Here is a 26547-nt window from a genome sequence, read left to right as displayed (position 1 = left end):
CTTTACCAGACGTAGGCGAGAACTTCTCCGCCTACGCCCTTCTCCTCAGCCTGACGGTCAGTCAGCACGCCGTGGGACGTGGAAATAATAGCCACGCCCAGGCCGCCCAAGACCTGTGGCAGTTCGGTGGACTTTGCGTACACACGCAGACCCGGCTTAGACACGCGACGCAGGCCAGACAGGGAGCGCTCGCGGTTGTTGTACTTCAGCTCGAGGGACAGGGTGTGGCCCTCGACGGTGTAGTCAGCGATGTAGCCTTCCTGCTTCAAGATGTCGGCAATATTTGCCTTCAGCTTGGAGGTAGGCATCGACACGGTGTCATGGTGCGCATTACTTGCGTTGCGCACGCGCGACAGCATGTCGGCAATAGGATCAGTCATAGTCATATGAGTGACCGTGTACCTTTCTCGTTGCGGTTCCCGTGCTCACCAAAGCGTTCTCCGTGTGATTTCGGGCTACTCACGCTCCCCACGGTCAGTACCGTGAGGCGCTCGCCACCCTTTAATTCAGACAACGGTCCGCTATCTACGGCGAGGGGCCTACAACAAAGTTGAAATGAAATTCTTGAATTGCGGGTACTCATCCCCATGTGAGCTGCATAAACAGCGTGCGGGCACGAGTCCGAGCATTTACATTACACGTCGACCTGGCCTTTTCCAAAATTCTCCCTGCTTATCGGCAAGCTTGCCGGCATGACCCCAAACGTTACAGTTTCTCGTGCCAATCCCGTCGCTAACCGCTTCGACAACCCACGCATCGGCCACCGCGTCACCGCGCCTGCAGGCGTGGGCGGCGTATACCACGCGATGGAGAAGGCAATCCCGAACCACGGCCTCGTGCCGCTGCTGAAAATGAACCAGCATGGAGGCGTTGACTGCCCCGGCTGCGCCTGGCCGGAGCCGGGGCAGGGCGACATCAACTTCGTCGAGTTCTGTGAGAACGGCGCCAAGGCCATCGCCCAGGAGACCACGTCCAAGCGCGTGTCCCGCGAGTTCTTCGCCAACACCACCGTCCGGCAGGTGCGCGAGATGCCGGACTAGGAGCTCAACCAGCTCGGCCGTCTCACCGAGCCCATGCTCTGCGACCGCTCGCTCGGCGACGAGAAGTACCACCCCGTCTCCTGGGACGAGGCCTACGACCTCATCGCGGAGCAGCTCAAGGCCACGGACCCAAACCGCGCCATCTTCTATACCTCCGGCACGGCCGTCAACGAGTCCGCCTTCATCTTCGGTGTGCTGGGCCGCCGCCACGGCTCCAATAACCTGCCGGACTGCGCGAACCTCTGTCACGACTCCACGGGTGTCGCGCTCGCCAAGACCGTGGGCGTGGGCAAGGGCTCCATCGTCATGCAAGACATATACAACACGGAACACATCATCTCCGTGGGCCAGAACCCGGGTATCAACCACCCGCGCTCGCTGACCGCCTTTAAGAAGCAGAAGGAAAACGGCGGCAGGTTCATCATTATCAATCCCATGCCGGAGACTGGTTTAATGAAGTTCAAGGAGCCGCAGTCCGTCAAGGGCGCCCTCGGCGTGGCCGACAAGATTAGCGACGAGTACGTCCAGGTTCGCCTCGACGGCGACCGCGCGCTGTTCCAGCAGATCAACCGCGAGGTCATTCGCCGCGACTTGCTCGACCGCAAGTTCTTGGAGGAGTTCTGTTCCAACGTCGACGAGACCATCGCGCACCTTAATTCGCTTGACGATGCCGCCCTTTCCCGCGGATCCGGAGTCTCCCAGGCCGAGGTCAAGAACATCGTCGACTACGTGGAGAAGTCCGAGACGGTTGTTCTCGCGTGGACGCTGGGCGTGTCCCAGCACCGCAACGCGGTGGCCACCATCCAGGAAATGATGAACTTCCTGCTGCTCACCGGCAACTACGGCAAGCCCGGCGCGGGCTCCGGCCCGTTCAGTGGCCACTCCAATGTCCAGGGTGACCGCACGATGGGCATCTCGTAGAAGATGCCGGAGTGGTTCCTGGCCAACATGGAAGAAAAATTTGGCTTCGACGTTCCGCGCGAGCACGGCGTTTCTTCCACTGGCGCGGGTATCCAGCTGCGCGAAAAGAACGTCGATTTCTTCCTGTCACTGGGCGGAAACTACATCCGCGCGATGTCGGACACGACGGCGCTTGAAGACGGCATTTCTGCCACCTAGCAGTCGGCCCACATGCTCACCAAGCTCAACCGCACGTGTGCGTGGCTGGGTGAGAAGTCGCTTATCCTGCCGGTGCGCTCCCGCACCGATGTCGACATTCAGGCCTCGGGCCCGCAGAAGGTCTCTGTCGAGGCATCGGACTCCAAGGTTTCCGCGTCCTTCCCGAAGCGCCGCGGAAACCGCGACCTGAATCTCCACTCCCAAATGCAGATCATCTGCGGCATCGGCGAGCGTGCATTCGGCGACGCCTTCTAGCGCCCGATGATGGACAACTACGATGTCATCCGTGATCACATCGCGAACGTCATCCCTGGTTTTGAGAACTACAACGAGCACCTCAAACGCCCCAGCGGCTTCATGCTCCCGCACGCGACCCGCGAACGCATCTTCAACACCTCGGACGGCAAGGCCCAGCTGACCATCAATGCCACCGACACCATCGAGCTGGGCGACCAGCTGCTGCTGACCACGGTGCGCAGCCACGACCAGTACAACACCATCTCCTATGGCCTGGTTGACCGCTACCGCGGTGTGCGCGGTGGACGCCGTGTCATCTTCATCCGCAAGAAGGACCTGGCCGAGCGCGGGCTCAAGGACGGCGACATCGTCGACGTTGTCTCCGAGTACGCCTCGGGCCGCCGCGTCGCGCCGAACTTCCGCCTGGTCGAGTACGACATCGCCAAGGATTACGTGGGCGGCTACTTCCCTGAGCTCAACATCCTCGTGCCTGTGGAAGAGATGACTAAGGACTCCGAGACTCCCGTTTCCAAGTCCCTCATTGTCCGTCTGGAACCGACCGGCAAGAACGCGAACGACTTCTAAGTCGCCGCACCCCCGTTAGTCCCGTCGCGAGCGGGACTTTCGCGGTTGTAGGCAGGGCCGCGACTACAGTTGAGTTCATGACTGAAGACAAAGACCCCATCCAGACCGCGCACGAGTGGCTTGAAGAGGTCGCAACGACGCTGGATCTCGATCCGCACGACGCCACGGCGCTGGTGCGCGAGCTGCTCGATCTCACCAAGGACGTCGCGCACAATCGCTCCCGCCCGGCCGCCCCGCTCACCGCCTTCGTGGTCGGTCTGGCCAGCAAAGACGTCGAGGAAGCCCGCGCCAACATCGCCAAGCTCAAGGAAGCCGTGCAGTAGTGGCGGGCCGCACCACCTCCAAGTTCGCGGTCACCAAGGTCCGCCTCAACGAGGAGCGCACGCAGGTCACCCAGGTCGATACCCGCGCCGATACCGTCGCTGGCGAGGAGCCGCTCGAAATCCGCGTCGATGGCCAGACTCTCACCACGACCATGCGCACCCCGGGCCACGACGTTGAGCTCGCCCATGGATTCCTCCATTCCGAGGGCCACATCCAGGCCGCCCGCGACATCGAGTCCGCCAAGTACTGCGAGGGCACCACCCGCGACGGTGTCAACACCTACAACCTCCTCGACATTGAGATGCGCGACGACAACGTCATCTCGCTCAAAGAGCTGCGCCTAACACTCACCAACTCCGCGTGCGGCGTGTGCGGTACCTCGTCCATCGAGGAGCTAGCCAAGAAGACCCGTTACCCCATCCCCCACGTGCCGGTCGACCCGCTCGTTATCGCCCAGCTGCCGGATAGGCTGCGCGAGGGCCAGAAGCAGTTCCGCAAGACCGGCGGCATCCACGCCGCTGGCGCCTTCACGCTGGGTGGCGAGCCCATCGTCATCCGAGAAGACGTCGGCCGCCACAACGCCGCGGACAAGGTCATCGGCCACCTGCTCATGGAGGGCTTGCTTCCGGCCAGCGATCTCATCCTCGTGATGAGCTCGCGCGCCAGCTTCGAGCTCGTGCAGAAGGCTGCGATGGCGGGCTTCTGCCAGCTCGTGGCGGTATCGGCAGCCTCCTCGCTCGCCGTCGACACTGCCCGCAAAACCGGCATGGCACTCGTCGGTTTCGCACGCGGCGACCGCTTCAACCTTTACTCGGGAGACCTGAAATGAGCCTTATCGATTTCCTTGTCAACGTCGAGCTGGACACCCCGCGCCCCGACTACCGCGCGCTGCTCATCGCCGCACGCAACGTCACTTCCCCGGTTGCCGAAACCCCCGCCGCCCCGTCAGCATTCCAGCCCCATGTCGCCGCGTGGCGCACGGCGTGGCAGAACGCCGGGCTCGATCCCGCACTTTTTGATCTGGGCGCCCAGCCTTCCGATGCCCCCGTAGTTGCCCTCGGCAACGCCGTCGCCCGCCGTTTCGAGCTGCCTGTCACGGCGTTCGCCCTCGATGGCTTCGCGGGCCTAGTGCGCATCGAGGTAGGCACCGCTACGGTGCGCGATGCCGCGGGTAGTGCCGCGCGGCGCTTCCGGCCCGAGCACCGAGTCCAGCCCACGCCGGAGACCACCAGCGTGCTCTATATCCTCGAGGCCTTGGATCCGCTCACGGACGACGATCTGCGCCTGGCGGCAGATGACATCCTCGACGCCCTGCGCGCGGCGAACCCTGATGTCGAGGTCGCCCAGCGCATCCTGCGCCCCGAATAACTCCGCGCGCCGAGTAAGCGCTAGTGTGCAGCGCGCACGTCGAGGAAGCCGCGCAGCAGCGCATTGCGGCGGCGGGTGCCGGACTCGAAGGTCTCGGCGTAGTTGCCGTAGGGACATCGACTTGCGCGTACACCTCGTCGAGATGCGACATGTCGGGCACTCCGGCGACAGGCTCGGTCTCCCAGGCTCCCGCGATATGTTCGATAGTCGACTTGATGCCCTCGGGGCCGCCGCCCAAACGGTTGGACTCGAACGGGCCTGTGGCCGCGTAGCGCAGCCCCAGCGAGTTGCGCAAAATCGTGTCGAGGTCCTTCGCGTCAATGACCCCCTGTTGCACGAGTGAAATCGCCTCCCACATGTCGACCTTTTGAATGCGGTTGCCCACGAATCCGGGGATTTCCTTCTTCATCGCGCTGGGCTCGAAGCCGAGCTCTCGGTAGACCTCCAGCGCGCGTTCGACCGTCTCCGGCGCGGTCTCCGGTTCCGGCACGACTTCGAGAACCGGCATGAGTGCCGGCGGGGTGAACGGGTGACCGATGACGATCCGCTCGGCTGCGGGATTGTCTGCCGCGCTCTTGGAAGGAAGGATGGCTGAGGTCGAGCTGGCGAGGATGGCGGCATCGGTAAGTCCCGCCAGCCGTGCGAAGATCTTGTGCTTGAACTCCAGCGACTCCAGCCCTGCTTCCTGGACGAAATCGACGCTGTCCGTGAGATCCTCCAGGTTTGTCGAGAACCGAACCTTGTCCCCGAACTCCTGCGCCACCGCGTCCGCGAGTTCTGCGCGCACGTCTGTCATGCGCACCTGCCACCCCGCGCCGACGAAGCGCTGGGCAAACGAGAAACCGATCAGGCCGCCACCTACAAGCAATGCTGTCTTCATGTTTTTAGCCTGGGCCTTCTGGCTCGCGGCCACACGGTTTGTTGTATGGCCACCGCCACACAAAAGGTCTACAAGAATTGATTTAACCCGCCTCGGCCTTGTCCGAAGTGAAAGACGCTTTTCCACATCCCACCCTCGCCACGTCCTGCGCCCGCAACCAACCCATAGAAATGCACCGCACGCCCATTCCTTCTACTCGCCCCTGTGCCGCTCCTGCTATGCCCGAGACCTCAGCCGTCGCCCCCGCGCACTGCGCATCAGACCAGTGCTTTCGCACCCTTCCCCGAGCCGGTGCAGCAAATACATCCCGCCGTGACCACGGATCACCGCAGCGTGCCCGCGCGCAGCACCACTTTCCATTAAACACTTTTACCGTAGCCTACTCTATGTTAGGGTATCCTAACATGCACAAAATTCGTCACGAGAGACCGGCCCCTTTCGTCGATTCCTTCGTAAGAGCCGATCCGACTGCATTAAACACAATCATCCACCACAGCCAGCACACCCTCACGCAGTATCTCGCCGAGGGCGACGCGCCACGCTCCGGTCGCAACGCCCATGAGACAGCAGCGGCCGTCACACGCGTTGACCTCGAGCACCCAATTGGTACATTCGACGCCGCGTTGGCTGAGCTTTGCGAACTCTGGCTCGACCACGCCGTGTGGTACCACCACCCGCGCTACATCGCCCACCTCAACTGTCCGATCACCGCCACCGCCGTGGGCGCGGATCTGCTCGCCACCACAGTTAACACCGCGGTCGAAAGCTGGGATCAGGCCTCGAGCGCCGCCGCAATCGAAGGCCACCTCCTCGAGTTCTTCGCGCGCAAGCTGCGCTGGCCGGAAGACCCGCATTCCCGCACCCGCGGGGTCTTTACCTCCGGTGGTACGCAATCCAATCTGCAGGCGCTCTACATTGCGCGCGAAAAGGCGCTGGGCGCCCAAGGCGTGCAGGGACTTTCCCAGTTGCGCCTCTACACCAGCAGCCACGCCCACTACTCCGTGTTGCGCGCCGCCCACCTCCTTGGGCTCGCGGACACCGCCGTCATCACTATCGAATCGGATGCCGAACACCGACTCGACGCGGCTGATCTCGCCCGGCGCATCGCGGCCGACGTGGCGGACGGCTACACGCCGATGGCCGTCGTGGCCACCGCTGGGGCAACCGACCGCGGCACCATCGATCCGCTAGAGAGCATCGCCAAGGTCTGCCGCCACGCAGGGGTGCACTTGCATGTCGACGCCGCGTACGGGGGCATCCTGCTGCTCTCACCCACGCAACGGCACCGTTTGCGCGGCATGGACGCGGCCGATAGCGTCACCGTCGACTTCCACAAGGGCTACTTCCAGCCGGTGGCCTGCAGCGCGATTCTTTTGCGCGATCCCGCCGACTGCGCCCTCGTGTCGTGGCACGCGGACTACCTCAACCCCGAAGACGCCACCGACCACAATCTCGCAGACTTCTCGCTCCAAACCACGCGTCGCTTCGACGCGCTCAAGCTCTGGATGACGCTGCGCACCCACGGCGCCGACGCCCTCGGGGAGGCCTTCGACGCCTGCTGCGCCGCGGCCCGCGATGCCGCCCGGCGCGTCGACGCCCATCCACGCTTTGCACTGCGCGCCACACCGGAGCTTTCCACAGTGCTGTTTACGCCTGCCGATGCCCCCGCCAGCCTCGTCCACATCGTCCGCCAGCGCTTGCTCGAGCGGGGCGACGTGATTGTCGCGACCACCACCTTCGAGGGCGCGCCGTGCTGGAAGTTCACCATTCTCGATCCGCAGCTGCGTGGCACAGATATCGACGCGATCCTCGGGCTCATCGAGCGCGAGATGGACGCCGTCGACCAAGCCAACGCTCAACCGAGCCCCAGCGCTCTCGCGATACAACCCGCGCGCTAGACCACGACCCACAGAAACTTAAAACAGGAGTTTGTAATGTCTTCTTCCACCACCGCCCGCACTACCGCCGCCGCTGATGCCGAATCTAGCATTAAGCCCTATGACCTGGTGGGCATCGGGATCGGGCCGTTCAACCTGGGCCTGGCGGCGCTGAGCCAGCCGCTGGTTGACGGCGGCGCGCTGCGCGCGGCGTTCTTCGATTCGCGCGCGGAATTTTGCTGGCACCCCGGGATGATGATTCCTGGGACGACGATCCAGGTTCCGTTCATGGCCGATCTGGTCACCCTCGCCGACCCCACGAGCCCGTACAGTTTCCTCAACTACTGCAAGCAGCAAGGGCGCATCCACCAGTTCTACATCAAGGAGGATTTCAACCCGCTGCGCGAGGAATACTCCGATTACTGCACCTGGGTCTCCCAGCAGCTGAGCACGCTCGAGTGGAACTCCACGGTGACGTCGGTGCGCCGCGTCGACGATCTGTGGGAGGTCACCGTCAACGGGCCACGGGACACCTGCACGGTGCTCAGCCGCAACGTCGTGGTCGGAGTGGGCACCATACCGTTTATTCCCGCCGAGCTGCGGGCTGCGCCGGAAGCCGGGCTCGCCGTACACTCGGCGGACTATCTTGAGCACAAGGAGGAGTTGCTCGCCCAGGAGTCCGTCACCATCATCGGGTCGGGGCAGTCCGCGGCCGAGATTTACGCCAATCTCATGGAACCTGCCGCGTACCAAGGCACGCGGCTGGACTGGGTCACCCGCTCGGGGCGCTTCTTCCCCATGGAATACACCAAGCTCACCCTCGAGATGACTAGCCCCGAGTACGCGCAGTTCTTCCGCAGCCTGGACGCCGCGACGCGCGACCGGCTCAACCGCGAGCAGCGCAATCTTTACAAGGGAATCTCCGGCCAGCTCGTCAATCACATCTACGACACCTACTACCGGTTGTCCATCACGAAGGGCCTGCCGCGCCCATTCGCCTCGACGCTCCTAGCCGGCTGGAGCGCGGCGCTATGCGACGCAGACGCGTCCGCCCCGTTCCAGCTGACGTTGACCCACGGCGAGACCGGCGAAACCCGCACGCACGCGACAAACGCGCTGGTGCTCGCCACCGGCTACAAGGCCCCGCTCTTCCCCAGCTTCCTGGAGACCGCACGCGAAGAAGTCCAGTTCGACACGGCCGGGCGCCTGGCCATCGATCCCGAGTTCGCCATCGACGCCGCCCAGTCGCTCTTCGTCCAAAACGCCGAGGAACACCTTCATTCGCTCATCGCGCCGGATCTCGGGATGGGACCGTGGAGGAACTCCATTATTCTCAAGGCCATCACCGGCCGCGAGTACTATCCCATCGAGCGTTCCGTCGCCTTCCAGACCTTCGGGGGTCAGTAATGCTCAATACCGAACGTGACGAAATCTTCACTCCCCACGGCACGGTGCGCCTTCGCCCGCTCACCCCCGGCGACACCGAGCTCGTTCACGGGTGGCTCACCGATCCTCACTGCGCGTTCTGGGGCATGCAACAGGCCAGCGTCAACGACGTCGCCGTCGAATACGACCGGCTCCGCGCCTCCCCGCACGAAGAAGCCTGGATCCTCGAGCTGCGCCCGTACCCTGCCGCCCCGCGCAGACCGATGGGCATCGTCGAGGACTACGACCCGCGCCGCGTGGTTCTGGACTCGGTGTTGGCCGGGGCTGCTAGCTCGGAGGCTGCTGGTGTCAGGGAGTTGACGCTGGAAGAGCCAATACGCGGACTGCACTTCCTCGTCGCCCCGCCGGCCGGTGCCCACGTTTCTGGGCTAACCAGCAGCCTTTTCGCCGCGGTCATCCGCTGGCTCATCGACTGCCGGGGTTTCCGCGAACTCCTCGTGGAGCCCGACGTAGCCAATGGCGCAATTCACCGCAAGAACGCCGAGGCCGGCTTCCTTGATGTGCCGGGACTTAACGAGGTCCGCCTGCTTCAAGGCGGGCACACGAAGACGGCACGGGTGCAGCGTTGTACTGCCTCAGACTTCTATTCCTCAGCGGCTGCCGCGCGCGCCTCGCTGTCGCCGGTGGCGAATGCGCTGTGCGCGGCCGAGACCGCTGAGCGCCAGCTCATCGCCAAGGCCATCCGCGAATTTAGCCATGAAAGACTGCTGACGCCGAGCTTTCACCCGGACTCAGAACGATGGTCGGTCCACTTGGGGCCGCGGGAGCTGAGCTTTTCGGCCCACCAGTACGGGCTGGAGCATCTCGAAGTCGTCCCCGAAAGCATCGAAGCTGCCGATGCCGCCCCGCTGCACCTGGCCGAGCTCATCGCCGGGGCCGCAGAACAGCTGGGCATAGAAACGGGGTTCCTGCACACCTACATCGAAGAAATTCAGGCGACCCTCGCCGGCCGTGCCCGCGCCCTCGCGACTCGCCCCGCCGCGCAAAGCTTGCGCGCACCGCAGCTCGCCGCCAGCGCCCAGGAGCGCGCGAATGCCCAGGCGGACTATCTCGTCTCCGCTGAGTCAGCAATGTATGAGGGGCACCCCGGGTTCCTCGCGAATTCGGGGCGCGGCGGGATGAGCCTTACCGAGCTACGCGCCTACGCGCCGGAGGCGGGAGCCGACGTACACATCGTGTGGCTCGCCGCCAAGCGGGAGCACTGCGTGGTGGCGGCATCAGAAGACGTCGCGGACCTAGCCGGGTTCTTCGCCGAACAGCTCGGAGACCTCGAGCCGCGCTATGAGCAGGCGCTCGCAGAATTGGGCTGCGACCCGGATGACTATGTGCCGCTGCCGCTGCACCCGTGGCAGTGGGACAACTGCATCTCCACGATCTTTTTCGCCCAGCTCATTTCCCGGGATCTGGTGTACATCGGCACCAGCAGCGACCTATTTCGCCCCCAGCAGTCGCTGCGGACGTTCTTCAACCACTCGCGCCCGGCGCTGCCCTATGTCAAGACTGCCGTGGGCATTCGCAACATGGGGTTCGTCCGCGGGCTCTCGCCGGCGTATATGGAAACCACGCCCGCCATCAACGATTGGTTATCCCAACAGCTCAATGTCGATCCGGAATTCCGGGCCTGCAACGTGCGTCTGCTCAAAGAAATCGTCGCCGTAGGCTACCGCGGCGACACCTACCACCGCCACCCGCTGCCCGCGGACTCAACAAGCGGGCGAGAGAAAATGCTCTCCGCGCTGTGGCGCGACTCGCCCGTGCCGCAGCTATCCGCCACGAGCGTGGCCGTGACCCTGGCGGGCTGCCTCTACGTCGACCCGGCAGGAGAGTCACTCGCCGCCGAGTGGATCGCGCAATCGAGTCTACCGCCGCAAGAATGGCTGCGTCAGCTGCTCGACGTGTACCTTGTCCCAGTCCTCCACGCGCTCGCCCAGTACGGAATCGTGTTCATGCCGCACAGCGAGAATGTCATCCTCGAGCTCGACAACGGCGCGCCCGTCGGCGCGTTTTTCAAGGACCTGGGGGAAGAGGCCGCGGTCGTTGACGCCCGCGTGGACATGCCTGCGGGACTAGAGCGCCTGCAGGTCGATCACGGCGACTTCACCGGTGCCCAGCGCGCGCTATCTATCCACACCGACGTCCTCGACGGCGTGCTGCGCCACCTCGCCGCGCTCTTCGACCGGGAGGGATTGCTCACTGAGACCGAATTTTGGCTCACCTGCCGTGAAGTCGTACTGGATTACGAACGCCGCTTCCCCGGCACGCTGGAGAAACTTCCGGTGCTCGCGCCGCAGTTCAAGCACTCGTGCCTCAACCGCTTGCAGTTACGCAACCCGTTATCGATGGTGAACTTGGGCGACCAGGAGTCCTCGCTCATCTACGCCGGGGACATGGACAACCCGTTGCATTCTCCAGAATCGACGGCGCGATAAGTAAAGGCCAACCCCGCTCGTGCGGGGTTGGCCTTCTCGCGTACTACGCCGCAGCTTAGTCGCGATACGCTTCCGGGCCAGAGTTAAGCCAGGCGTACACGCCACCAATTAGGAAGCCACCACCGATGAGGTTTCCTACCCACACGATGGACCAATTGGCCAACACCACCCAAAGGGTAAAACCTTCCGGTAGCGGGCTGGCGCAGAAGAAGGTCAGGGTCATCAGGCAGAAATTGGCGATGACGTGCTCGAGGCCCAAGCCCACGAAGCAGGCGATGATCGGCACGATGACGAAGAACTTGGAGGCAATGTCTTTGGCAAAGATAGCGCCGATAATCGCCATGTTGACCACGAAGTTGGCCAGTATGGCCTCCACGAACATGCCGCCTGGTCCTTTGAGGAGCTTGCCCATCGCGAGGTCGACGATAAGGTGATTTGGGTCGATGCCGCCGAGCTTGGCGGACATACCCATGGCTGCGGCGAAAAGCACGGCGCCAACTAGGTTGAATAGCGTGGTGACTGCGAGGAGCCACAGCGCCTTTCCCCAGCCCACCTGCTTCTTCACGGCGCCGTAGACCATGTACATCATGTTGCCGGTGGCTAGGTCCGCGCCCAGAATGACGATGGCAAAAAGGCCCAAACCGAACAGGCAGGCAAAGACCAGAGAACCGAGGCCTTCCACATGCTTCTCGACGCCCATACCCATCACCGCAGCAAATGCCGTACCGATCGCCAGGTACACGCCGGCCAAAGTAGAACGGACAGCAAAGCGGGAGAAAGATTGCTCTAGGAGCGTGACCTTCTTCGTCACGGCTGCTGCGGCAGCATCATTCAAGGACATCAAGTACCTCGTACGGTTCAGATTTCAGAGACCTTTGTATCGTACTCCGCCGCACGCACCGCAGGTGAATCCCTGATCTTCAGCAACCAATTGCAATCACTTTTCACTTAAGAAAAACTGGCGGGAATGACACCCTTCCTGTCTGTCCAGCACCTCAGCTACGGCTACTCCGCCCGCACTAAGGTTGTTCGCGATATATCCTTCGACCTCGCCCCAGGGCTCACCGTCCTTCTCGGCGCAAATGGCGCGGGGAAAAGCACGCTCATGCAGCTCATCGCCGGTGAGCTACGCCCGCCAACAGGAACCATCTTCGTGGGCGGTGAAGACGTCCGCCGTTCCGACTCGTGGCGGCAACGTGTCGGCTGGGTTCCGCAACGCAGTGTGTTTGATCCGGCGCAACGCGCAGTGGATTTCGTAGCAGACGTTGGCTGGCTGCGCGGACTAGACCGCGCGACAGCACGCCAGCACGCGGTAAATGCCTTGCGGATAATTGGCTTGGAGGACCACAGCACTACCCGCCTGCGCGCGATGTCCGGTGGAATGCAGCGCCGCGCCATGGTCGCGGCGGGCCATTGTCCACGAGCCAGATGTACTGCTTCTCGACGAACCCACCGCAGGTCTCGACCCACACCAACGATCCTCACTCATCCGCGCACTGCGTGACATGGCCTCGAACGGCACCACTGTCCTCATGTCTACGCACGTCGCGGCTGATATGGACTCCGCCGATCGCACGCTCATTCTTCATCGTAGGTGCATCGCAGTCGATTCTTCTGTTGCAGATTTCATCGAAAGGTACGGCTCCGTAGAACAAGGATTCTGCGCCGTCACCGAACAAGCTACCGACGGGGCACGGGGAGGGGCTGCTTTGTGAGACACGTTCGCTTCATTCCTGTTGTACTCTTCACCGCACTGCTGAGTTTTGCCTCTGCGCGGGGCAGTAACGTCGCCGGTTCCTGGCCAGAGGCCACCGCAATCTGCGCGGTTGTCGCCGCGGCTACGGGCGTACTTCTCGAAAGTATTGCTGCATGGGACGCAGGAAGCCAGGACGCCACGTTTCTACGCTCCACATCCACCTCGCGCGCCCGCACAGCAGTACTTCTCGTCGGCCTGGCGCTGGCATGGGGACTGGCCAGCATTCTTATCGACTTCATGATCCTGGCAGGGTTTGTCTATACCGCACCCGTGGGCAGCTCGCCATGGTTCCTCGTCATCATTAGCAGCCTTGTGTGGGTTGTGTTGTGTGCGGTTCTCGGTGCGGGTTTGGGTGTCTTTGTCCGGCGCCGGCTTCTCGCCGTGTTACTCGCAGCACTGCTCACGCTAGCTTTGTGCGTGGTATCGGCGTGTGCGGATTCCACGCCGGCTTCCCTACGCTTTCTTTTCTTCCCCGGCAATGGGTACGAGCTGATAGCACGGCAGCGACGGGTGGCTTCGGTCGCAATTTCTGCCGTCATGGTAGCGGCCTTAAGCGCCTGTGTCCTTGCCGCACTGACACGCCACCACCCTGCCCCGCGTTACACCGCGCTGACTCTCCTCGCCATCATCACCATCGCCGCTGTTGGCTCCGCCGCAGTGGGCCCCAAGGTACGCGGGCACGGGACACCACGGAGGCGTCGGCAAGCTGCACCCGGGATGCGAACAAACAGCGATACTGCAGTTGGCCAGAAGATCACGAACTCGTCGTAGCCGCAGACGCGCACTGGCAGGAATTCACGCAGATGCTTGTCGACGCCGGCCTTCCTCCCCTCACCGGCACATACGGTCAACCCGGCTCCGATCACGCCACGGAGTTGTCCCACACAGTGGCCAGCCCAGCGGCCCTGTACACGCGGGTTTATGAGGCTCAAGCTGCGGCGCTGCGCGCTCAGCGCCCCCTGCGAAGAAACTTCTGCCTCTCGCAACGCACACCAGGTACTTTCGGACTGGGCCACGTATGCGTTCAGAGCGGAGGACGACAGGTTTACTACCCTCAGCGCACAAAGTTCAACTACTCCTGCGCGCGCCTGGATTGAAAACGAGCTTTCTCACCGTTCGCCCGCAGAGCAAGCCGTGGCTCTGGCTCCCTTTATTCACACCATGCAGACGTACAGCTCCGAGCTACCACCGCTGGGGGTTGCACAATGAGTCCCTACCTGAGACTTCGCCGTTGGCCGGAGTTCTTTTTAATCCTCAGCCTTGGCGTGGTAGCGCAGTTCCTGGATAACTTGGCCGTTCCACAGCTCTTCGGAGCGCCACTGAACCGTCCCGTATTCGTTTTCAATCTGCTGCCACTGCTCGTCGCAGGCTCCATACTGGCGTTGCTGAATAGTTCATGGGATGAGAAATACGAGGCCACGAGCACGGCCCGTTCGCTACGCAAGGAGAAAACTGCCTTGTTGGGTGCAGCTACCGCAGCGTGGACCGCTGTGTTCGGATTCGGATTATTCATTGGGGTAGTACCTATTCATTCAGCATCCACGATCCTTTTCTGTCTCGCTGCGGTTGGCGTCGCGTTAACGCTGCGTAGCGCACTGGACTCGAAGGCATCTGCGGGAATTGCGCTCCCCCTGTCGTTGCTGGCGCTCCTTTTTCCCTGGTGCTTGGGCGAAACCACGCCGTTGGGCAATTCCCTCGGCCAAAGTATGTCTCCCATCATTGCCATCGTGTGCGCCACTATCTTCCTTGTAGGCGCGGCTGCGTGGCTTCACCGACGGCACTAAAACCAAAAAATTCCCCCGGCCTCCTTTCGGAGTGCCGGGGGAATGCCTCAAGCGCTATTTACTTGAACGGGAAGCCGAGCTCGCGCAGGAGCTTGCGGCCCTCGTCGTCGTTAGTAGCGGTGGTAACGACGGTGATGTCCATACCACGAGGGCGGTCGATCTTGTCGATGTCGATCTCGTAGAACATGGACTGCTCGGACAGGCCGAAGGTGTAGTTGCCGTGGCCGTCGAACTGCTGATCAGACAGACCGCGGAAGTCACGAATACGTGGCAGCGCGATGGTCAGCAGGCGGTCTAGGAACTCCCACATGCGGTCGCCGCGCAGGGTAACGCGTGCGCCAATGGGCATGCCCTCACGAAGCTTGAAGTTCGCGATGGACTTCTTAGCGCGACGCAGCTGCGGCTTCTGACCGGTAATAGCGGTCAGATCCTCGAGTGCGCCGTTGATGACCTTGGAGTCACGTGCGGCTTCGCCAACACCCATGTTGACGACAACCTTGGTGACACCAGGGATCTGCATGACGTTGTCGTACTTGAACTCGTCATTCAGGGTCTTGCGGATTTCCTCGCGGTAGCGAGTCTTCAGACGCGGGGTGTAGTTCTCGCTCATTTTTAGATGTCCTTCCCGTTGCTACGCGCGATACGGACCTTCTTGCCGTTCTCGTCGAAACGGTAGCCCACGCGGGTCGGGTTGCCTTCGGAGTCAACGATCGCAACGTTGGACACGTGGATCGGTGCTTCCTGGGTAACGATTCCGCCGGACTCGGCGCCACGCTCGGCAGCAGAGTTTGCGACGTGCTTCTTGATGCGGTTAACGCCCTCTACGAGGACCTTGTCACGCTTTGGGTATGCCTCGATGACCTTGCCCTTCGCGCCCTTATCTGGGCCCGAAATGACGATCACCATATCTCCCTTATGGATCTTCATAAGACTAGATCACCTCCGGTGCGAGAGAAACGATCTTCATGAAACGCTTGTCACGAAGTTCGCGAGCAACCGGTCCGAAGATACGGGTACCACGAGGCTCGCTATCGCCCTTGAGAACAACTGCAGCGTTCTCGTCAAAGCGAATGTAGGAGCCGTCTGGACGACGGGTTTCCTTCTTCGCACGGACGATAACTGCCTTAACTACGTCGCCTTCCTTGACGTTGCCACCTGGGACAGCGTCCTTGACAGTCGCGACGATGACGTCGCCGATGCCAGCGGAGCGTCGGACAGAGCCGCCGAGAACGCGGATGCACAGCAGTTCACGTGCACCAGAGTTGTCGGCGACGCGCAGACGCGATTCTTGCTGAATCACTATGGGTCTCCTGACCTGGATTGATGTGCGGTAAGATTTCCGTCCTTGCCGCACGCGGTCTACAAACTTGCGATGCTCAAGCCTTGACAACGGACTGTGCCGAAGGGTCTCGGACCGGCGGTTCGGAAACGCACCACTACGGGCCGACCAGCTTTTGCAACCTATACATTCAACCACACGCCAGCGCCCATACCAAAACGCCGCTTAGTGATTACCGACGCCCCCTACCTCCACATATATTTCCGTCAGTACACCCGCTTACCCCTCGGCCTCTTATTTCGAATACTACGACACGCATAGGCTCCAAAATCATCGCCACAATCTGCACATATGAACCACACTTTAACAACGCTCAGTGCAAAGTCCATCGCGCAGCCATTCTAATGGTTTGATCTTTCACTGCTGTAACGCATGAGAATTACAGTTAACTTCTGATTTTCATGCAACAACTGCAAATTCTGTGACTACTGGTATTTGCCCGCGAAAGACGTTTCTTTGCTCTTTCCCATATTTCCCGAAGGAGAAACACATGAAGCGTTTGCCACAGACCCTGACTGCTGCTGTACTGACCGGCGCACTCGCCTTTGGCGGCGCAGCTATTGCCCAGGCTCAGATGCCACTACCGGCTTCCATCGAGACCAATGGCATTACCTACGACAAGCAGCCCGACGGCAGCTACGCACCACGCAACCGCTTTGAGAACCCAGCCGGCGAGGACACCGTACCTACCCTCACTGAGGATCAAGCTCGCGCCATCTGGGAGCGTCAGCAGTCAAAGGATGGTGAAAGCGCTGATCCTGAGACCCCTGGAAACGAGACTGACACTGAAGGCGCAGCCGACGCCGAGGGTACTGACTCCGAGAGCTCCAACAAAGAAGGTATCCCTGCTCCAGCTACGAAGAAGGACGCCGAGGGCAACGAGTGGTACCAGAGCCTGAAGGATCCGAAGGTTTACGTCAACGACCCAGCTCTGGTGAATGAAGAGATCACCGACGAGATGCGCAATTCTTACGCTGAGGCGTTCCTGTCTGAGGATTCGAAGCCTGAATTCGACAAGAATAAGCTGGCTTGGTTGGCACTGCCAGCTGCACTGATCATCGGTGGCATCACCTGGTACCTTTCCCAGGACGGCAAGACCTACGTCAAGGACGAGGCACGCAAGAACCAGGAACCGACCGCTGAGGAAAAGGCTGCTTCCGAGCAGATGCTGAACGCTAACAAGGACGAAGTTATCGCCCAGGTCGGTCAGCTCGCTAAGGGCGACGCTGCCCTGGCTGAGGTTCCTTCCGCACTATCTGCCCCGGCAACTGGCGAATCTGCAGACTCCGCACGTGACATGTCCGCTGAGACCGGCTCCAACTCCGTTGCACAGGCTCTGGCTGCTCTGGCCGTAGCTGCAATGGTTGCTGCTGGCGCTTTCACCGCACGCCGCAAGTTCTTCGCTTAAGCAAGAGCCTCCCTACTAGATAGGAAACTGAATTGAGACTTGCTGCGTCGGTCGGGCTTCGGTCCGGCCGGCGCAGCTTTTTGCTGTGGACTCCCTGGTGCATCGCAATTCGCTTGGGCTCCAAATGAGCTTTTGGCCATGGGAGCACAGTTGTTTCTAATACACTAAAGGCCGAACTGGGAAGAAGTATCTCTCAGTTCGGCCTTTGTTCTTTAGAGCTAGCTGGTTGTACTGGAAGGCTCCTCAGTGGATGCAGGTGTAGCTGCATGGCCAGTGGTTGGTGTGGATGCTGGCTCGAGCTTGGGATCCACGGTGAAGATATCGGTACCGGAGCCAATAAGTTCGCCGGGGCGGAAGGCCTCGGTAGGGATGACCGGGCCGGTCTTCTTCGAATTCGAGACAACCACCGGAGTGGTCACGGGAAGGCCGGCGGCCTTGATAGCGTCGATATCGAATTCGGCGAGGATATCGCCCCGCTTGACCTCATCGCCCTTGGTGACGTGGGAGGTGAAGTGCTCACCCTTGAGGTTTACCGTATCGAATCCGATATGCATGAGGATATCGATGTTGCCCACCACTGAGTCCTTGGCACGAATGGCATAGGCATGGTGGGAGGGGAAAGTAACGGTGATTTTGCCGTCGGCAGGCGCAACCAGCTTGCCCACGGTGGGCTCGATTGCCACACCTTGGCCCAGCTTGCCACCGGCAAACATAGGATCGCTGACCTGAGACAGTGGCACGGCGGTGCCCTCCAGTGGGGAGAAGATGGTGCAGGCATCGTCGGCAGCTACCGCAGCTGGGGTGGCAGCGGCAGCCTGTGCCTCGGCTGCGGGAGGATTGACCTCGTCCGGGTCGATGGAGCCATTCTTCCGAATGAGCACGCGGCCGTAGAGGTACGCGCCCACAAAGGCAATCACGAAGGAGATGACACCACACAGGAGGAAGGTCGGCACGAAGCGGGGGACGGAGACGAAACCGATGAAGCCGGCGGCGCCGAGGGCATCGGCAAGCACGCCAAAGATGGCGATGAAGGCAGAGGAAACGGCGGACGCCGCCATGCCGATATAGAACGGCCAGCGCAAGCGAAGGTTTACGCCGAAGATAGCGGGCTCAGTAATACCGAACAGGGCGGAAATGCCGGAGGCACCGGCCAGCCCCTTGAGCTTTTCGGAGCGGGCCAGGAAGTATACGGCGAGCGCGACACCACCTTGGGCGATATTGGCCATGGAGGCAATCGGGAAGATAAAGGAACCGCCCTCGTTCCACAACATCGTCTCAATCGGCGGGAAAGATTGATGCAAGCCGGTAATCACAATCGGCGAATAGACAAGGCCGAAGAGGAAACCGGCCACTGGACCGGCAAAGTCATAGAGGTTAGCTAGTCCCATGCCAAGCCAGTCGCCGGCCGTGCGCAGGATGGGCCCCAAGCCCATAAAGGTTAAGAAACCGGTAATGAGCAGCGTGAGCAGCGGGGTAAGCATGAAGTCCACCGTGCCCTTGAGGTGCTTGTGCAGGAATTTCTCCAAGGTGGCGAGGATCCACGAAATCACCAAGATAGGAAGGATGGAACCTTGGTAGCCGGCCTGGGCGACGTCGAAGCCAAAGATATTCCAATAGGACATCTCGCCGCTTTCAATCGCTTCAGCCACGTTGTAACCGCTGACCAAATCCGGCATGACCATCGCCATAGCCATACCGGCGCCAAGGAACTCGTTGCCACCAAAGCGCTTCGTCGCGGTAAAGCCGACGAGGATGGGCAGGAAGGCGAACGGCGCGGCGGCGAGCAAATTAACTAGCCCAGCAAAGCCTTCCCACGCCGGGAACATCTCGATGACGGATTTATCGCCAAACAGGCCTTCGGCCGTCAAGACGTTATTGAGAGCCATGAGCAAACCGCCGCCCAATAGGATGGGGATGAGCGGCACGAAGATATCCGCCAAGACTTTGACGGCCCGGCTAAACCAGTTGCCGGATTCAGCAGCGATGTCTTTTAGACGGTCGGTGGATACGGCCACGTCCTTGGAAATCAGGTTGGTCATTTCCTGGAAGACGATATTGACGTCACCAGGGCCGACGATGACCTGGAACATACCGCCAGCCTCAAAGGTGCCCTTGAGATCGGGGTCATTATCCAGCGCGGCGGTATCCACCTTGTCCGAATCTTGCAGCACCATGCGCAGGCGCGTGGCGCAGTGCGCGAGTGCGTTGATGTTGTTTTCGCCGCCGAGCGCCTTAAGCGTGCGGGCGGCTACTTCCTTGTGGTCCATAGAAGAGCCCTTCAGTGTAATGGATCACATCCTGATACCGGACGTGACTACTTATGTCCATTACAGCTGGAATTCGGGCCTAAGTCCACACATTCGGGCGGAGTGTTGGCAACTTCACCGGTGATAGGTACACCTACCCGCGCGGTTCCCACCCCTGCCACGGTGACTCGCCAAACACCGCGAACGAAGCAGCAATCCGACCACCCCCGGCATAGACCTCAACGGCGCAGCCATCCGCAATCAAGCGCATCTCACCATCCGGGCAGTCGATGGGTTCTCCGCCATTAAAGGAAATGGTCCCGTCGCGTTGGGTGACACGGAAAGCTTCATCCCCGGCGGCGTCGATAAGAGCAAAGGAACCTTCGCCCTTGATATCGATGGTGGAGCCAAAGCCTTCGCGCCCGTGGGTCTCCGGCAAGGCAGACCACAGCGGCTCTTGGTGCAAGTAGTCACCCTCAAGCCAGATGCGGCGTGGCAGGGTCAAGGTGTGCACCCAGCCTTGCGTCGGAGTGTCATCCTGGGCGGGCATGCCCATCCACCCCAGCAGGATGCCGTCCTCGGTAGCCTGCGGCGCATAAAACTGGGTGCCGTGATCCAAGAGTGTAAAGCCGCGCTCAATGTGAAAATCCAACCCTTCGAGCGTGCCCACGACATAGCCGCAGCGGTCCGTTTCTGCTTGCGGGCAAAAGATGAGTACCTGCTTGTCCCCTAGCGTGAGGAGATTAGGACACTCCCACATATATCCGCCCGGCAGCTGGGAAGGATCATCCAAAACAATCTCGCCCTGAAAGTCCCACTGCGCTAAGTCCTGGGAGCGGTAGAGAACAATGGTGCCGCGTTCATCTTCGGTTTGGGCGCCGATGACCATCCGCCAACCGTCACCGTCGCGGGTGATCTGTGGGTCACGGAAGTGGCCCGTATAACCCTCCGGGGAGTCCGGGATGAGGGGGTTATTCTCATCGCGGAGATAGATGCCGCCTTCAGGGCCCGAAGGGTCGAGGGCGCGCACGCGGTTCTGCGAGGGAATGCGGCGGCCGTCTTGTTTCAGGTTGCCTGTATAAAACAGCCAGACATCGGTGCCATCGACCACCGCGCCGCCCGAATAGCATCCATCCTTGTCATAGGGCAGATCCGGGTATAAGGCATCCGGGTGGTGTTGCCATGGCGTGGGCGCGGAAACACGTGTGGTCGCATGGCCCCAGCCGGTGCGCTTGGGCTGGCGCGGGAAGGCAGGGTCATGCTGGTAGTAAACATGCAAGGTATCACCGTCTACAAAGACACCATTGGGATCATTGAGGCGGCCTTGTGGTGGGGCAAGGTGAAAATTGGGCCGGTAGTTCATATCACCGATACTATGAAAATATGACTATTCATGTGTGCGGTGAAGGGCTCGTGGACCTCGTTCCAGTAGCCCCTGGCAGCTTGAACGACCACACCCCGGCGCTGGGCGGCGGGCCATTTAACGTGGCCATCGCAGCCGCGAGACTGGGGGCGGACGTAGAGTTCCAGTCCCGCCTTTCTACCGATGGTTTTGGCCAGGAACTCGTTGGCCGCCTTAAGTCAGAAGGCGTGACCACCACCCACCTGCAGCGTGGCGATGAGCCCACCACGCTAGCCGTCACGACCATCCATGAGGACGGCTCCGCTTCCTATAACTTCTATATCGAGGGCACCGCCGACCGCTTGGTTGAGCCACACTTGGTTCCGGCCGATATCGCGTGCTTTGGCACGGTCTCCCTTGCCCTTGAACCTGGCGCCTCCCGCTATGCGCAACTATTGAAGGATTTTGCCGCACAAGGTACCTTGGTCGCCCTCGATCCGAATATCCGCCCGTTCTACGCCACCCAGGAGCACCGAGAATTCCTAGCGGACCTGCTCCCCCACGTCACTGTGCTCAAGCTTTCCGACGAGGAGGTGGAATTCCTCGGCACCGACCTCATTTCCCAGGTCCCCGTCGTCGTAATTACCCGCGGCGGGGAGGGCCTTAGCGTTCAGGCCGGTGACACCGCACTACAGGTGCCGGCCGCAAAGGTCACCGTCGCCGACACCATTGGCGCCGGCGATACCATCATGGCCGCATTGTTGACCCAGATTGATGAGCGCGGGCTCGACGCCACCGCCTTGTCTGAACTAGGAGCTGCGGAGTGGAAGGAAATCCTGTCCTTCGCCGCGGCCGCCGCAGGGATCACCGTTTCACGCAAAGGTGCTAACCCACCACGGCGTGAGGAAGTAGAGTCAGCGCTATGACCTACACCAAGCGCACCCTGTGGCTGCACTCCGCGCTCTTTATCCTCGCGTTTCTCGCGTTTATCCTGCCCGTAGTTTTTGGCACCTCCGCTCTACTTCCTGTTTGGTTGACCGGCGGGCTGAGTTTGGGGCTTGCGGCTTGCACGCTTGTCGACGCCGCCTATAAATTCTTCGCCCCCGCCTCCCCTCGTAGCCTCCGCCTGCTCTCTGGTCTTGCCGGCCTCGTTCTGCTCATCGGCTGGGGCATCTGGGTCTATATCTACGGCAATATGGCGGCCGTCGGCACAGGATCCTATCGAATCGGTACCTTTTTGCTCGGCGCGGGAAGCGTGCTCAATCTTTTTGTAGTGGCAATTTCCTTTCTAGATATACAAAGAAAGGTCAACTAGAGCGACTGGGCAACAGCCACAATTGGCAGGTTTCCACTAATGCGCCGCTACGACGCGGCGGGGAACAATGATGGGGGCATCACTATCCGGATCGTCCCAGGCTTCAGCCTCGATGCCATAGGCCTGCTCCAATACCTTCGGGGATAGCGCTTGTTTCGGCGCCCCGCGAGCGATAATTTTGCCGGCTTTCATCACCACCATGGAATCAGAATAGTGGCCCGCCAGCATGAGATCGTGCAGGACTACAACCACTGTTTTTCCCACCTGCGCCTGTGCGCGAGCCAACTCCAGCATGCGCATGGCATGGGCGGGGTCGAGAAAGGTCGTGGGTTCGTCGAGAAGCAGCACAGGCGTATCTTGTGCCAGTGCCAACGCCAGCCAGACGCGTTGGCGCTGCCCACCCGATAGCGAAGCGATATCACGATCGAGGAAGTCCACAATGTCGGTAGCCTCGCAGGCCTGCGCGATAGTCTCCCGATCCGTAGCGGAAAGGCCGCGCATCCTCCCCTGATAGGGATGACGCCCGCGCGCGACCAACTCGCCTACCCGTAGCCCATCGGGGGCCACGGGGTGCTGCGGCAGCAGCGCCACCTGCTGCGCGGCATCCTTCGCGGACAACGCATGTAGGTCAGCGTCCCCGACCATGACGCTGCCCTGCCGCGGGGCCAGGATTTTCGAGAGAGTTTTCAGCAGCGTGGACTTGCCACAGCCATTGGGCCCAATGAGCGTGGTGACTTCGCCGGCACGGGCGTGCAGATCGACGCCGGCAAGGATGTCCTCGCCATCCTTATATCCCGCATGAATGCCGGTGGCGTGGAGACTGCACCGAGGCTTCGCGCTCGTGGGCTGTTTAGGCTGATTATTCGTCATATCTTTTCCTTCATCCACGTACGACTATCTAGCACCATCCGGCGCTGTGTTTGTCCGTTTCCCCCGCTGTGCCGCGGCGCAACGTTTAGCTGCGCCCGGCCGCATTCCACACCACTATCACCAAGGCGCAGCCGCCGATGACCGAGGAAACCGCACCCACCGGCGCGTCTACCGGGATAGCGCCAGCGATGACGGCGCACACGGTAAGCAACGCCGCGCCCGCGGCTGCCGACGCCAGCGGCGATGGCGTGGGGGTGCGCGCCACCATCCGCGCCAGGTGCGGCGCTAGCAGCGCGATAAACCCAATGGGTCCCACCACCGAGACCACCACGGCGCTGATACCGGTTGCCGCGATAAGCAGAAGAGAGCGCTGGCGGGAGATATTCACGCCCAGGGTGGTTGCGGAGGAATCATCATGGGCAAGCAACGGCAATTCCCGCGCGCACCAGATGCCTATAGCGAGAAACGGCGCTAATGCCGCCAGCAGGGGGAGGATGACCTCCATGCGCACAAATCCAGTCGATCCCGCAAGCCACGTTTGCGCCTCCGCAGCGCGCAGGACCTGGGCGCTGCGCATCAAATACGCCACGATGGCCTGAAACAGCAGCGATAAGGCAATACCGACGATGACGATGCGGTTGCTCGTACCGATGCCACCAAGGGTGGCGAGGAGGAGGACAACGAGGAGGGCGCCGATCGTCGCCAAGCATGCCCGCCACCAAAACTCCGGGATGCCCTCAGCGAAACTGGGGCGCGAATGCACGGTGCCCAGGACCACCAGCACCGATGCCCCGCCGGTAACGCCTAAAATATCCGGCGAGGCGAGCGGGTTGCGGGCCATGGTTTGCGTCCAAGAACCGGCCAGACCGAGGGCGGTGCCCACGATGACGGTGGCGATAGCAACCGGCAGGCGCAAGTCCCACACCACCCTGATGTGGCTCTCGCTGCCGCCGCCGGTGAGGACATCGATGACTTGCCGTGGGCTCAGTTCCACGGAACCTTGCCCCAACAATACTAAGTACGCGATAAGGGCGATAAGGATAAATGCCAACGTGGAAGCGAGCACGCGCGCGTGCCGACGGCGTTGCTGCGCTGTTAAAATTGTGCTGATCGTGGTCATGCGTTTTACCCCCACGTTCTGCCCATTCCTCGGTGGGCACCCCAAATGAGGAAGGGTGCGCCCACTACTGCGAGGACGATGGACATCTCCAGCTCCGAGTTACCCACAATGAGGCGGCCGATGATATCGGCGGCAAGCACGGCACAACCACCTAAGAGCGCGGAGGGCAAAAGCATGGTAGCAACGCTAGGGCCCACCACCCGCCGCACGATGTGAGGAATGGCAAAGCCGACGAAGGCAATGGGCCCCGTTGCCGCCGTTGCACTGCCGGCCAGCACCACGACGCTGAGCGCCGCGCCCACCCGCGCGGTGGTGGGGGACCCGCCCAAGGCGAGGGAGGACTCCTCCCCCATAGCCAAAAGGTCGAGGGGTCTGGCTGCCATCGCCGCGCACGCTAGGCCGATAACAAGCCCTATGCCCGCGATCGCGACGTCTTCTGGGCCGCGGCCAAAGGTGGATCCGATGGTCCACCGCCGCATGCTATCGAGGACGTCCGTGGAATAAAGGCCGATGATCATCGCGCCCGATCCCAAGGCGGCGGAGACGCCGGCACCTACCAGAACGAGCGTCAGAGGATCCTGAAACCGCCGCGATACGGCTAAGACCAGCAGCGTGGTAATACCCGCGCCAGCGAGCGCGAGGGTAGTCCGCATACCGGTGGAGGTAGCAATGCCGATGGCCGTGCCTATGGCAACAAAGAATGACGCACCCGCGGTAACGCCAATAAACCCTGGATCCGCCAGCGGGTTTCTGGTCCACGATTGCGCCAGTACACCGGCCACAGCAAGGGCCGCGCCGGCGAAATAAGCCAGGAAGGTGCGCGGCATGCGCAGGTTCCACACGATATCGTGGATATCCTGCTCCCCTGCTCCGTGCAGGGCGGCGATGACCTCCCCGGGCGGAATCGAGCGGGATCCTAGCGTCAAGGACGCCACCGCCAACACCAGACTGGCGAGGATGAGGGCAACAAGGAGCAGCTTGTGACTCTGTGCCCGCGTCATTACCGGTGCGGCGGCGCCGGTGGCGGTAGGACTATCTGCGGTGTTATCCGTCTGGATTTTTTGGCCGACTTTCGTGGTTGCTGACAATTACAGCTTCTCTTCAAACTTATCTACTGCCCAGGGGATGGTCACCGGGTTCGGCATACTCATGGCATTACCGGTATCCGTATCCAGGTAGCGCACGCGACCATCCTTGACAACGTCGAGGCCTTGGAAGGTCTTATCCTTCTTCAAGGCTTCGGAGGAACCGTTGTAGTCCAGGACAAAGAGGTAATCAACCTGGTTAAGTTTTGCGTAATTTTCTGGGGCAATGTCAACGAAGAAGCTGCTGCCATCGCCCTGCAAGGCATCGGGGATCTCCATGCCAAGATCCTCGATGAATTGTCCGCGCCCGTCCTCCTCGGTGTAGAGGCCGATTTTGCCGTCATAAGGCATGACGATGGCCGCAGATTTATCCTGCAATTCCGTGTGCTCGCGGCGGAATTCCTCGAAGGCCTTTTCGGTGTCATCGATAAGCTTATCGCCTTCGTCTTCCTTACCCACCGCGTCTGCAATAGTTTCTACCTGCTTTTCCCAGGGCACCTGCCAGTCTTCATAGCCATCTGGCTTGACGGTGGTAGGCGCGATGTCTTCCAGGGATTCCTTCGTATGCGCATCCACGGCCTGGTTCACCGCAATGATCTGGGTGGGATCTGCCGCGGTGATCTGCTCAAAGGTATCCGCGGTGAATCCGGTTGCGGTATTATAAATCACCTCAGGCTTTGCATCGCCCAAAAGCTTATCTGCCCAGGGGCCGACGCCGGAGGGATCGCCATCGCCCTCAGCACCCCACGGTGCCACCGCCACGGGAGTGATCCCCAGGGCAAGTAGCGTATCGGCGTCACCCAGGCCCAGGCTAGCCACCCGCTGCTCGCTGGAAGCGTCAGTAGCCTTAGCCGTTTCATCGCCTTCACCGCGGGAGCAGCCTCCTAAGGCTACGGCTCCGGCAGAAAGCACTGCTACTGCACCCAAACTACGACGGCCGAAAATCTTCACCAGGCTAGCCCTTTCAAGAAGGAGGA

The 26547-nt window shown here is 61.3% G+C and carries 25 protein-coding genes and 1 pseudogene; 14 read left to right on the top strand and 12 right to left on the bottom strand.

Features of this window, described 5'->3' with window-relative positions; translation table 11 throughout:
* Window positions 1-2 precede the first annotated feature (2 nt).
* Window positions 3-386, bottom strand: a complete 384-nt coding sequence (rpsH, locus tag ACP8J1_RS02025) for a 30S ribosomal protein S8 (RefSeq protein ID WP_005322799.1) — start codon at window positions 384-386, stop codon at window positions 3-5.
* 306 nt (window positions 387-692) lie between these two features.
* Here rpsH and ACP8J1_RS02020 point away from each other — a divergent pair.
* The 4 genes and pseudogenes from ACP8J1_RS02020 (at window position 693) to ACP8J1_RS02005 (ending at window position 4673) form a co-directional block, all read left to right on the top strand.
* A pseudogene (locus ACP8J1_RS02020) lies at window positions 693-2981 on the top strand (FdhF/YdeP family oxidoreductase).
* 77 nt (window positions 2982-3058) lie between these two features.
* Window positions 3059-3304: a DUF6457 domain-containing protein gene (locus ACP8J1_RS02015; protein WP_023020579.1), complete on the top strand. Its 246-nt coding sequence runs from the start codon at window positions 3059-3061 to the stop codon at window positions 3302-3304.
* Window positions 3304-4134 carry a formate dehydrogenase accessory sulfurtransferase FdhD gene (gene fdhD, locus ACP8J1_RS02010; protein ID WP_023020578.1) on the top strand — a complete coding sequence of 277 codons (831 nt, stop codon included), beginning with the start codon at window positions 3304-3306 and terminating at the stop codon, window positions 4132-4134. Before ACP8J1_RS02015 ends, fdhD begins: the two co-directional genes overlap by 1 nt.
* Window positions 4131-4673, top strand: a complete 543-nt coding sequence (locus ACP8J1_RS02005) for a hypothetical protein (protein ID WP_023020577.1) — start codon at window positions 4131-4133, stop codon at window positions 4671-4673. Before fdhD ends, ACP8J1_RS02005 begins: the two co-directional genes overlap by 4 nt.
* Here the strand turns inward: ACP8J1_RS02005 and ACP8J1_RS02000 are convergent.
* Window positions 4570-5553 (bottom strand): 3-hydroxyacyl-CoA dehydrogenase NAD-binding domain-containing protein, encoded by a 984-nt coding sequence (locus ACP8J1_RS02000; RefSeq protein ID WP_486696930.1) that lies wholly within the window; start codon window positions 5551-5553, stop codon window positions 4570-4572. The two genes, ACP8J1_RS02005 and ACP8J1_RS02000, sit on opposite strands and share 104 nt — an antisense overlap.
* Window positions 5554-5957: 404 nt before the next feature.
* Here ACP8J1_RS02000 and ACP8J1_RS01995 point away from each other — a divergent pair, with 404 nt between their 5' ends.
* The 3 genes from ACP8J1_RS01995 to ACP8J1_RS01985 are packed head-to-tail and all read left to right on the top strand — an operon-like array spanning window position 5958 to window position 11305.
* Window positions 5958-7451 carry a pyridoxal phosphate-dependent decarboxylase family protein gene (locus ACP8J1_RS01995; RefSeq protein WP_023020575.1) on the top strand — a complete coding sequence of 498 codons (1494 nt, stop codon included), beginning with the start codon at window positions 5958-5960 and terminating at the stop codon, window positions 7449-7451.
* Between the two features lie 36 nt (window positions 7452-7487).
* Complete coding sequence (locus ACP8J1_RS01990) at window positions 7488-8837, top strand: lysine N(6)-hydroxylase/L-ornithine N(5)-oxygenase family protein (protein WP_023020574.1); 1350 nt, start codon at window positions 7488-7490, stop codon at window positions 8835-8837.
* Entirely contained in the window at window positions 8837-11305 is a 2469-nt protein-coding gene (locus tag ACP8J1_RS01985) for a GNAT family N-acetyltransferase (RefSeq protein ID WP_023020573.1), read from the top strand. Before ACP8J1_RS01990 ends, ACP8J1_RS01985 begins: the two co-directional genes overlap by 1 nt.
* Window positions 11306-11360: 55 nt before the next feature.
* Here ACP8J1_RS01985 and ACP8J1_RS01980 read toward each other — a convergent pair whose 3' ends face one another.
* Entirely contained in the window at window positions 11361-12146 is a 786-nt protein-coding gene (locus ACP8J1_RS01980) for a formate/nitrite transporter family protein (protein WP_023020572.1), read from the bottom strand.
* A 126-nt stretch (window positions 12147-12272) separates the two neighbouring features.
* Here ACP8J1_RS01980 and ACP8J1_RS01975 point away from each other — a divergent pair, with 126 nt between their 5' ends.
* The 4 genes from ACP8J1_RS01975 (at window position 12273) to ACP8J1_RS01960 (ending at window position 14845) form a co-directional block, all read left to right on the top strand.
* On the top strand, window positions 12273-12809 hold the full coding sequence (locus ACP8J1_RS01975) for an ATP-binding cassette domain-containing protein (protein WP_023020571.1): 537 nt from the start codon (window positions 12273-12275) through the stop codon (window positions 12807-12809).
* The gene (locus ACP8J1_RS01970) at window positions 12718-13020 is read left to right on the top strand and encodes an AAA family ATPase (protein WP_349824235.1); all 303 of its coding nucleotides are present in this window, start codon (window positions 12718-12720) and stop codon (window positions 13018-13020) included. Before ACP8J1_RS01975 ends, ACP8J1_RS01970 begins: the two co-directional genes overlap by 92 nt.
* A complete protein-coding gene (locus tag ACP8J1_RS01965; protein WP_023020569.1) occupies window positions 13017-13832 on the top strand; it encodes a hypothetical protein in 816 nt (271 codons plus the stop codon). The genes ACP8J1_RS01970 and ACP8J1_RS01965 overlap by 4 nt, the downstream gene beginning before the upstream one ends.
* A 434-nt stretch (window positions 13833-14266) precedes the next feature.
* Window positions 14267-14845, top strand: coding sequence for a hypothetical protein (locus ACP8J1_RS01960; protein WP_023020567.1), 579 nt, complete (start codon window positions 14267-14269; stop codon window positions 14843-14845).
* Window positions 14846-14903: 58 nt separating this feature from the next.
* On the opposite strand, the gene rplE is transcribed toward ACP8J1_RS01960, so the two are convergent.
* From rplE to rplN, 3 genes are read right to left on the bottom strand one after another with little or no spacing between them, the layout of a single operon-like run.
* A complete protein-coding gene (rplE, locus tag ACP8J1_RS01955; protein ID WP_023020566.1) occupies window positions 14904-15455 on the bottom strand; it encodes a 50S ribosomal protein L5 in 552 nt (183 codons plus the stop codon).
* A 2-nt stretch (window positions 15456-15457) separates the two neighbouring features.
* Entirely contained in the window at window positions 15458-15772 is a 315-nt protein-coding gene (gene rplX, locus ACP8J1_RS01950; RefSeq protein ID WP_023027809.1) for a 50S ribosomal protein L24, read from the bottom strand.
* Window positions 15773-15776: 4 nt separating this feature from the next.
* Complete coding sequence (rplN, locus tag ACP8J1_RS01945) at window positions 15777-16145, bottom strand: 50S ribosomal protein L14 (RefSeq protein ID WP_005322812.1); 369 nt, start codon at window positions 16143-16145, stop codon at window positions 15777-15779.
* A gap of 529 nt (window positions 16146-16674) precedes the next feature.
* Between rplN and ACP8J1_RS01940 the strand changes: the two genes are divergently transcribed.
* Window positions 16675-17592: a hypothetical protein gene (locus ACP8J1_RS01940; RefSeq protein WP_023020564.1), complete on the top strand. Its 918-nt coding sequence runs from the start codon at window positions 16675-16677 to the stop codon at window positions 17590-17592.
* 218 nt (window positions 17593-17810) lie between these two features.
* Here the strand turns inward: ACP8J1_RS01940 and ACP8J1_RS01935 are convergent, their stop codons facing one another.
* Entirely contained in the window at window positions 17811-19859 is a 2049-nt protein-coding gene (locus ACP8J1_RS01935; protein WP_023020563.1) for a sucrose-specific PTS transporter subunit IIBC, read from the bottom strand.
* Window positions 19860-19992: 133 nt separating this feature from the next.
* A complete protein-coding gene (locus ACP8J1_RS01930; RefSeq protein WP_023020562.1) occupies window positions 19993-21201 on the bottom strand; it encodes a glycoside hydrolase family 32 protein in 1209 nt (402 codons plus the stop codon).
* A gap of 20 nt (window positions 21202-21221) precedes the next feature.
* Here ACP8J1_RS01930 and ACP8J1_RS01925 point away from each other — a divergent pair, with 20 nt between their 5' ends.
* Window positions 21222-22106: a carbohydrate kinase family protein gene (locus ACP8J1_RS01925; protein WP_023020561.1), complete on the top strand. Its 885-nt coding sequence runs from the start codon at window positions 21222-21224 to the stop codon at window positions 22104-22106.
* Window positions 22103-22495, top strand: coding sequence for a hypothetical protein (locus tag ACP8J1_RS01920; protein ID WP_023020560.1), 393 nt, complete (start codon window positions 22103-22105; stop codon window positions 22493-22495). Before ACP8J1_RS01925 ends, ACP8J1_RS01920 begins: the two co-directional genes overlap by 4 nt.
* Window positions 22496-22531: 36 nt before the next feature.
* On the opposite strand, the gene ACP8J1_RS01915 is transcribed toward ACP8J1_RS01920, so the two are convergent.
* The 4 genes from ACP8J1_RS01915 to ACP8J1_RS01900 all read right to left on the bottom strand — a co-directional run bounded on the left by ACP8J1_RS01915 (window position 22532) and on the right by ACP8J1_RS01900 (window position 26521).
* Entirely contained in the window at window positions 22532-23365 is an 834-nt protein-coding gene (locus ACP8J1_RS01915; RefSeq protein ID WP_023020559.1) for an ABC transporter ATP-binding protein, read from the bottom strand.
* Between the two features lie 85 nt (window positions 23366-23450).
* A complete protein-coding gene (locus tag ACP8J1_RS01910) occupies window positions 23451-24485 on the bottom strand; it encodes a FecCD family ABC transporter permease (RefSeq protein ID WP_023020558.1) in 1035 nt (344 codons plus the stop codon).
* A gap of 5 nt (window positions 24486-24490) precedes the next feature.
* A complete protein-coding gene (locus tag ACP8J1_RS01905) occupies window positions 24491-25573 on the bottom strand; it encodes a FecCD family ABC transporter permease (protein ID WP_023020557.1) in 1083 nt (360 codons plus the stop codon).
* Window positions 25574-26521, bottom strand: a complete 948-nt coding sequence (locus tag ACP8J1_RS01900; RefSeq protein WP_023020556.1) for an ABC transporter substrate-binding protein — start codon at window positions 26519-26521, stop codon at window positions 25574-25576.
* Window positions 26522-26547: the final 26 nt, after the last annotated feature.

It is taken from the genome of Corynebacterium sp. LaCa_205 (genome assembly GCF_057458085.1).
The sequence above is the reverse complement of the archived record's forward strand: the minus strand, read 5'-3'. Positions and strand labels throughout refer to the sequence as shown.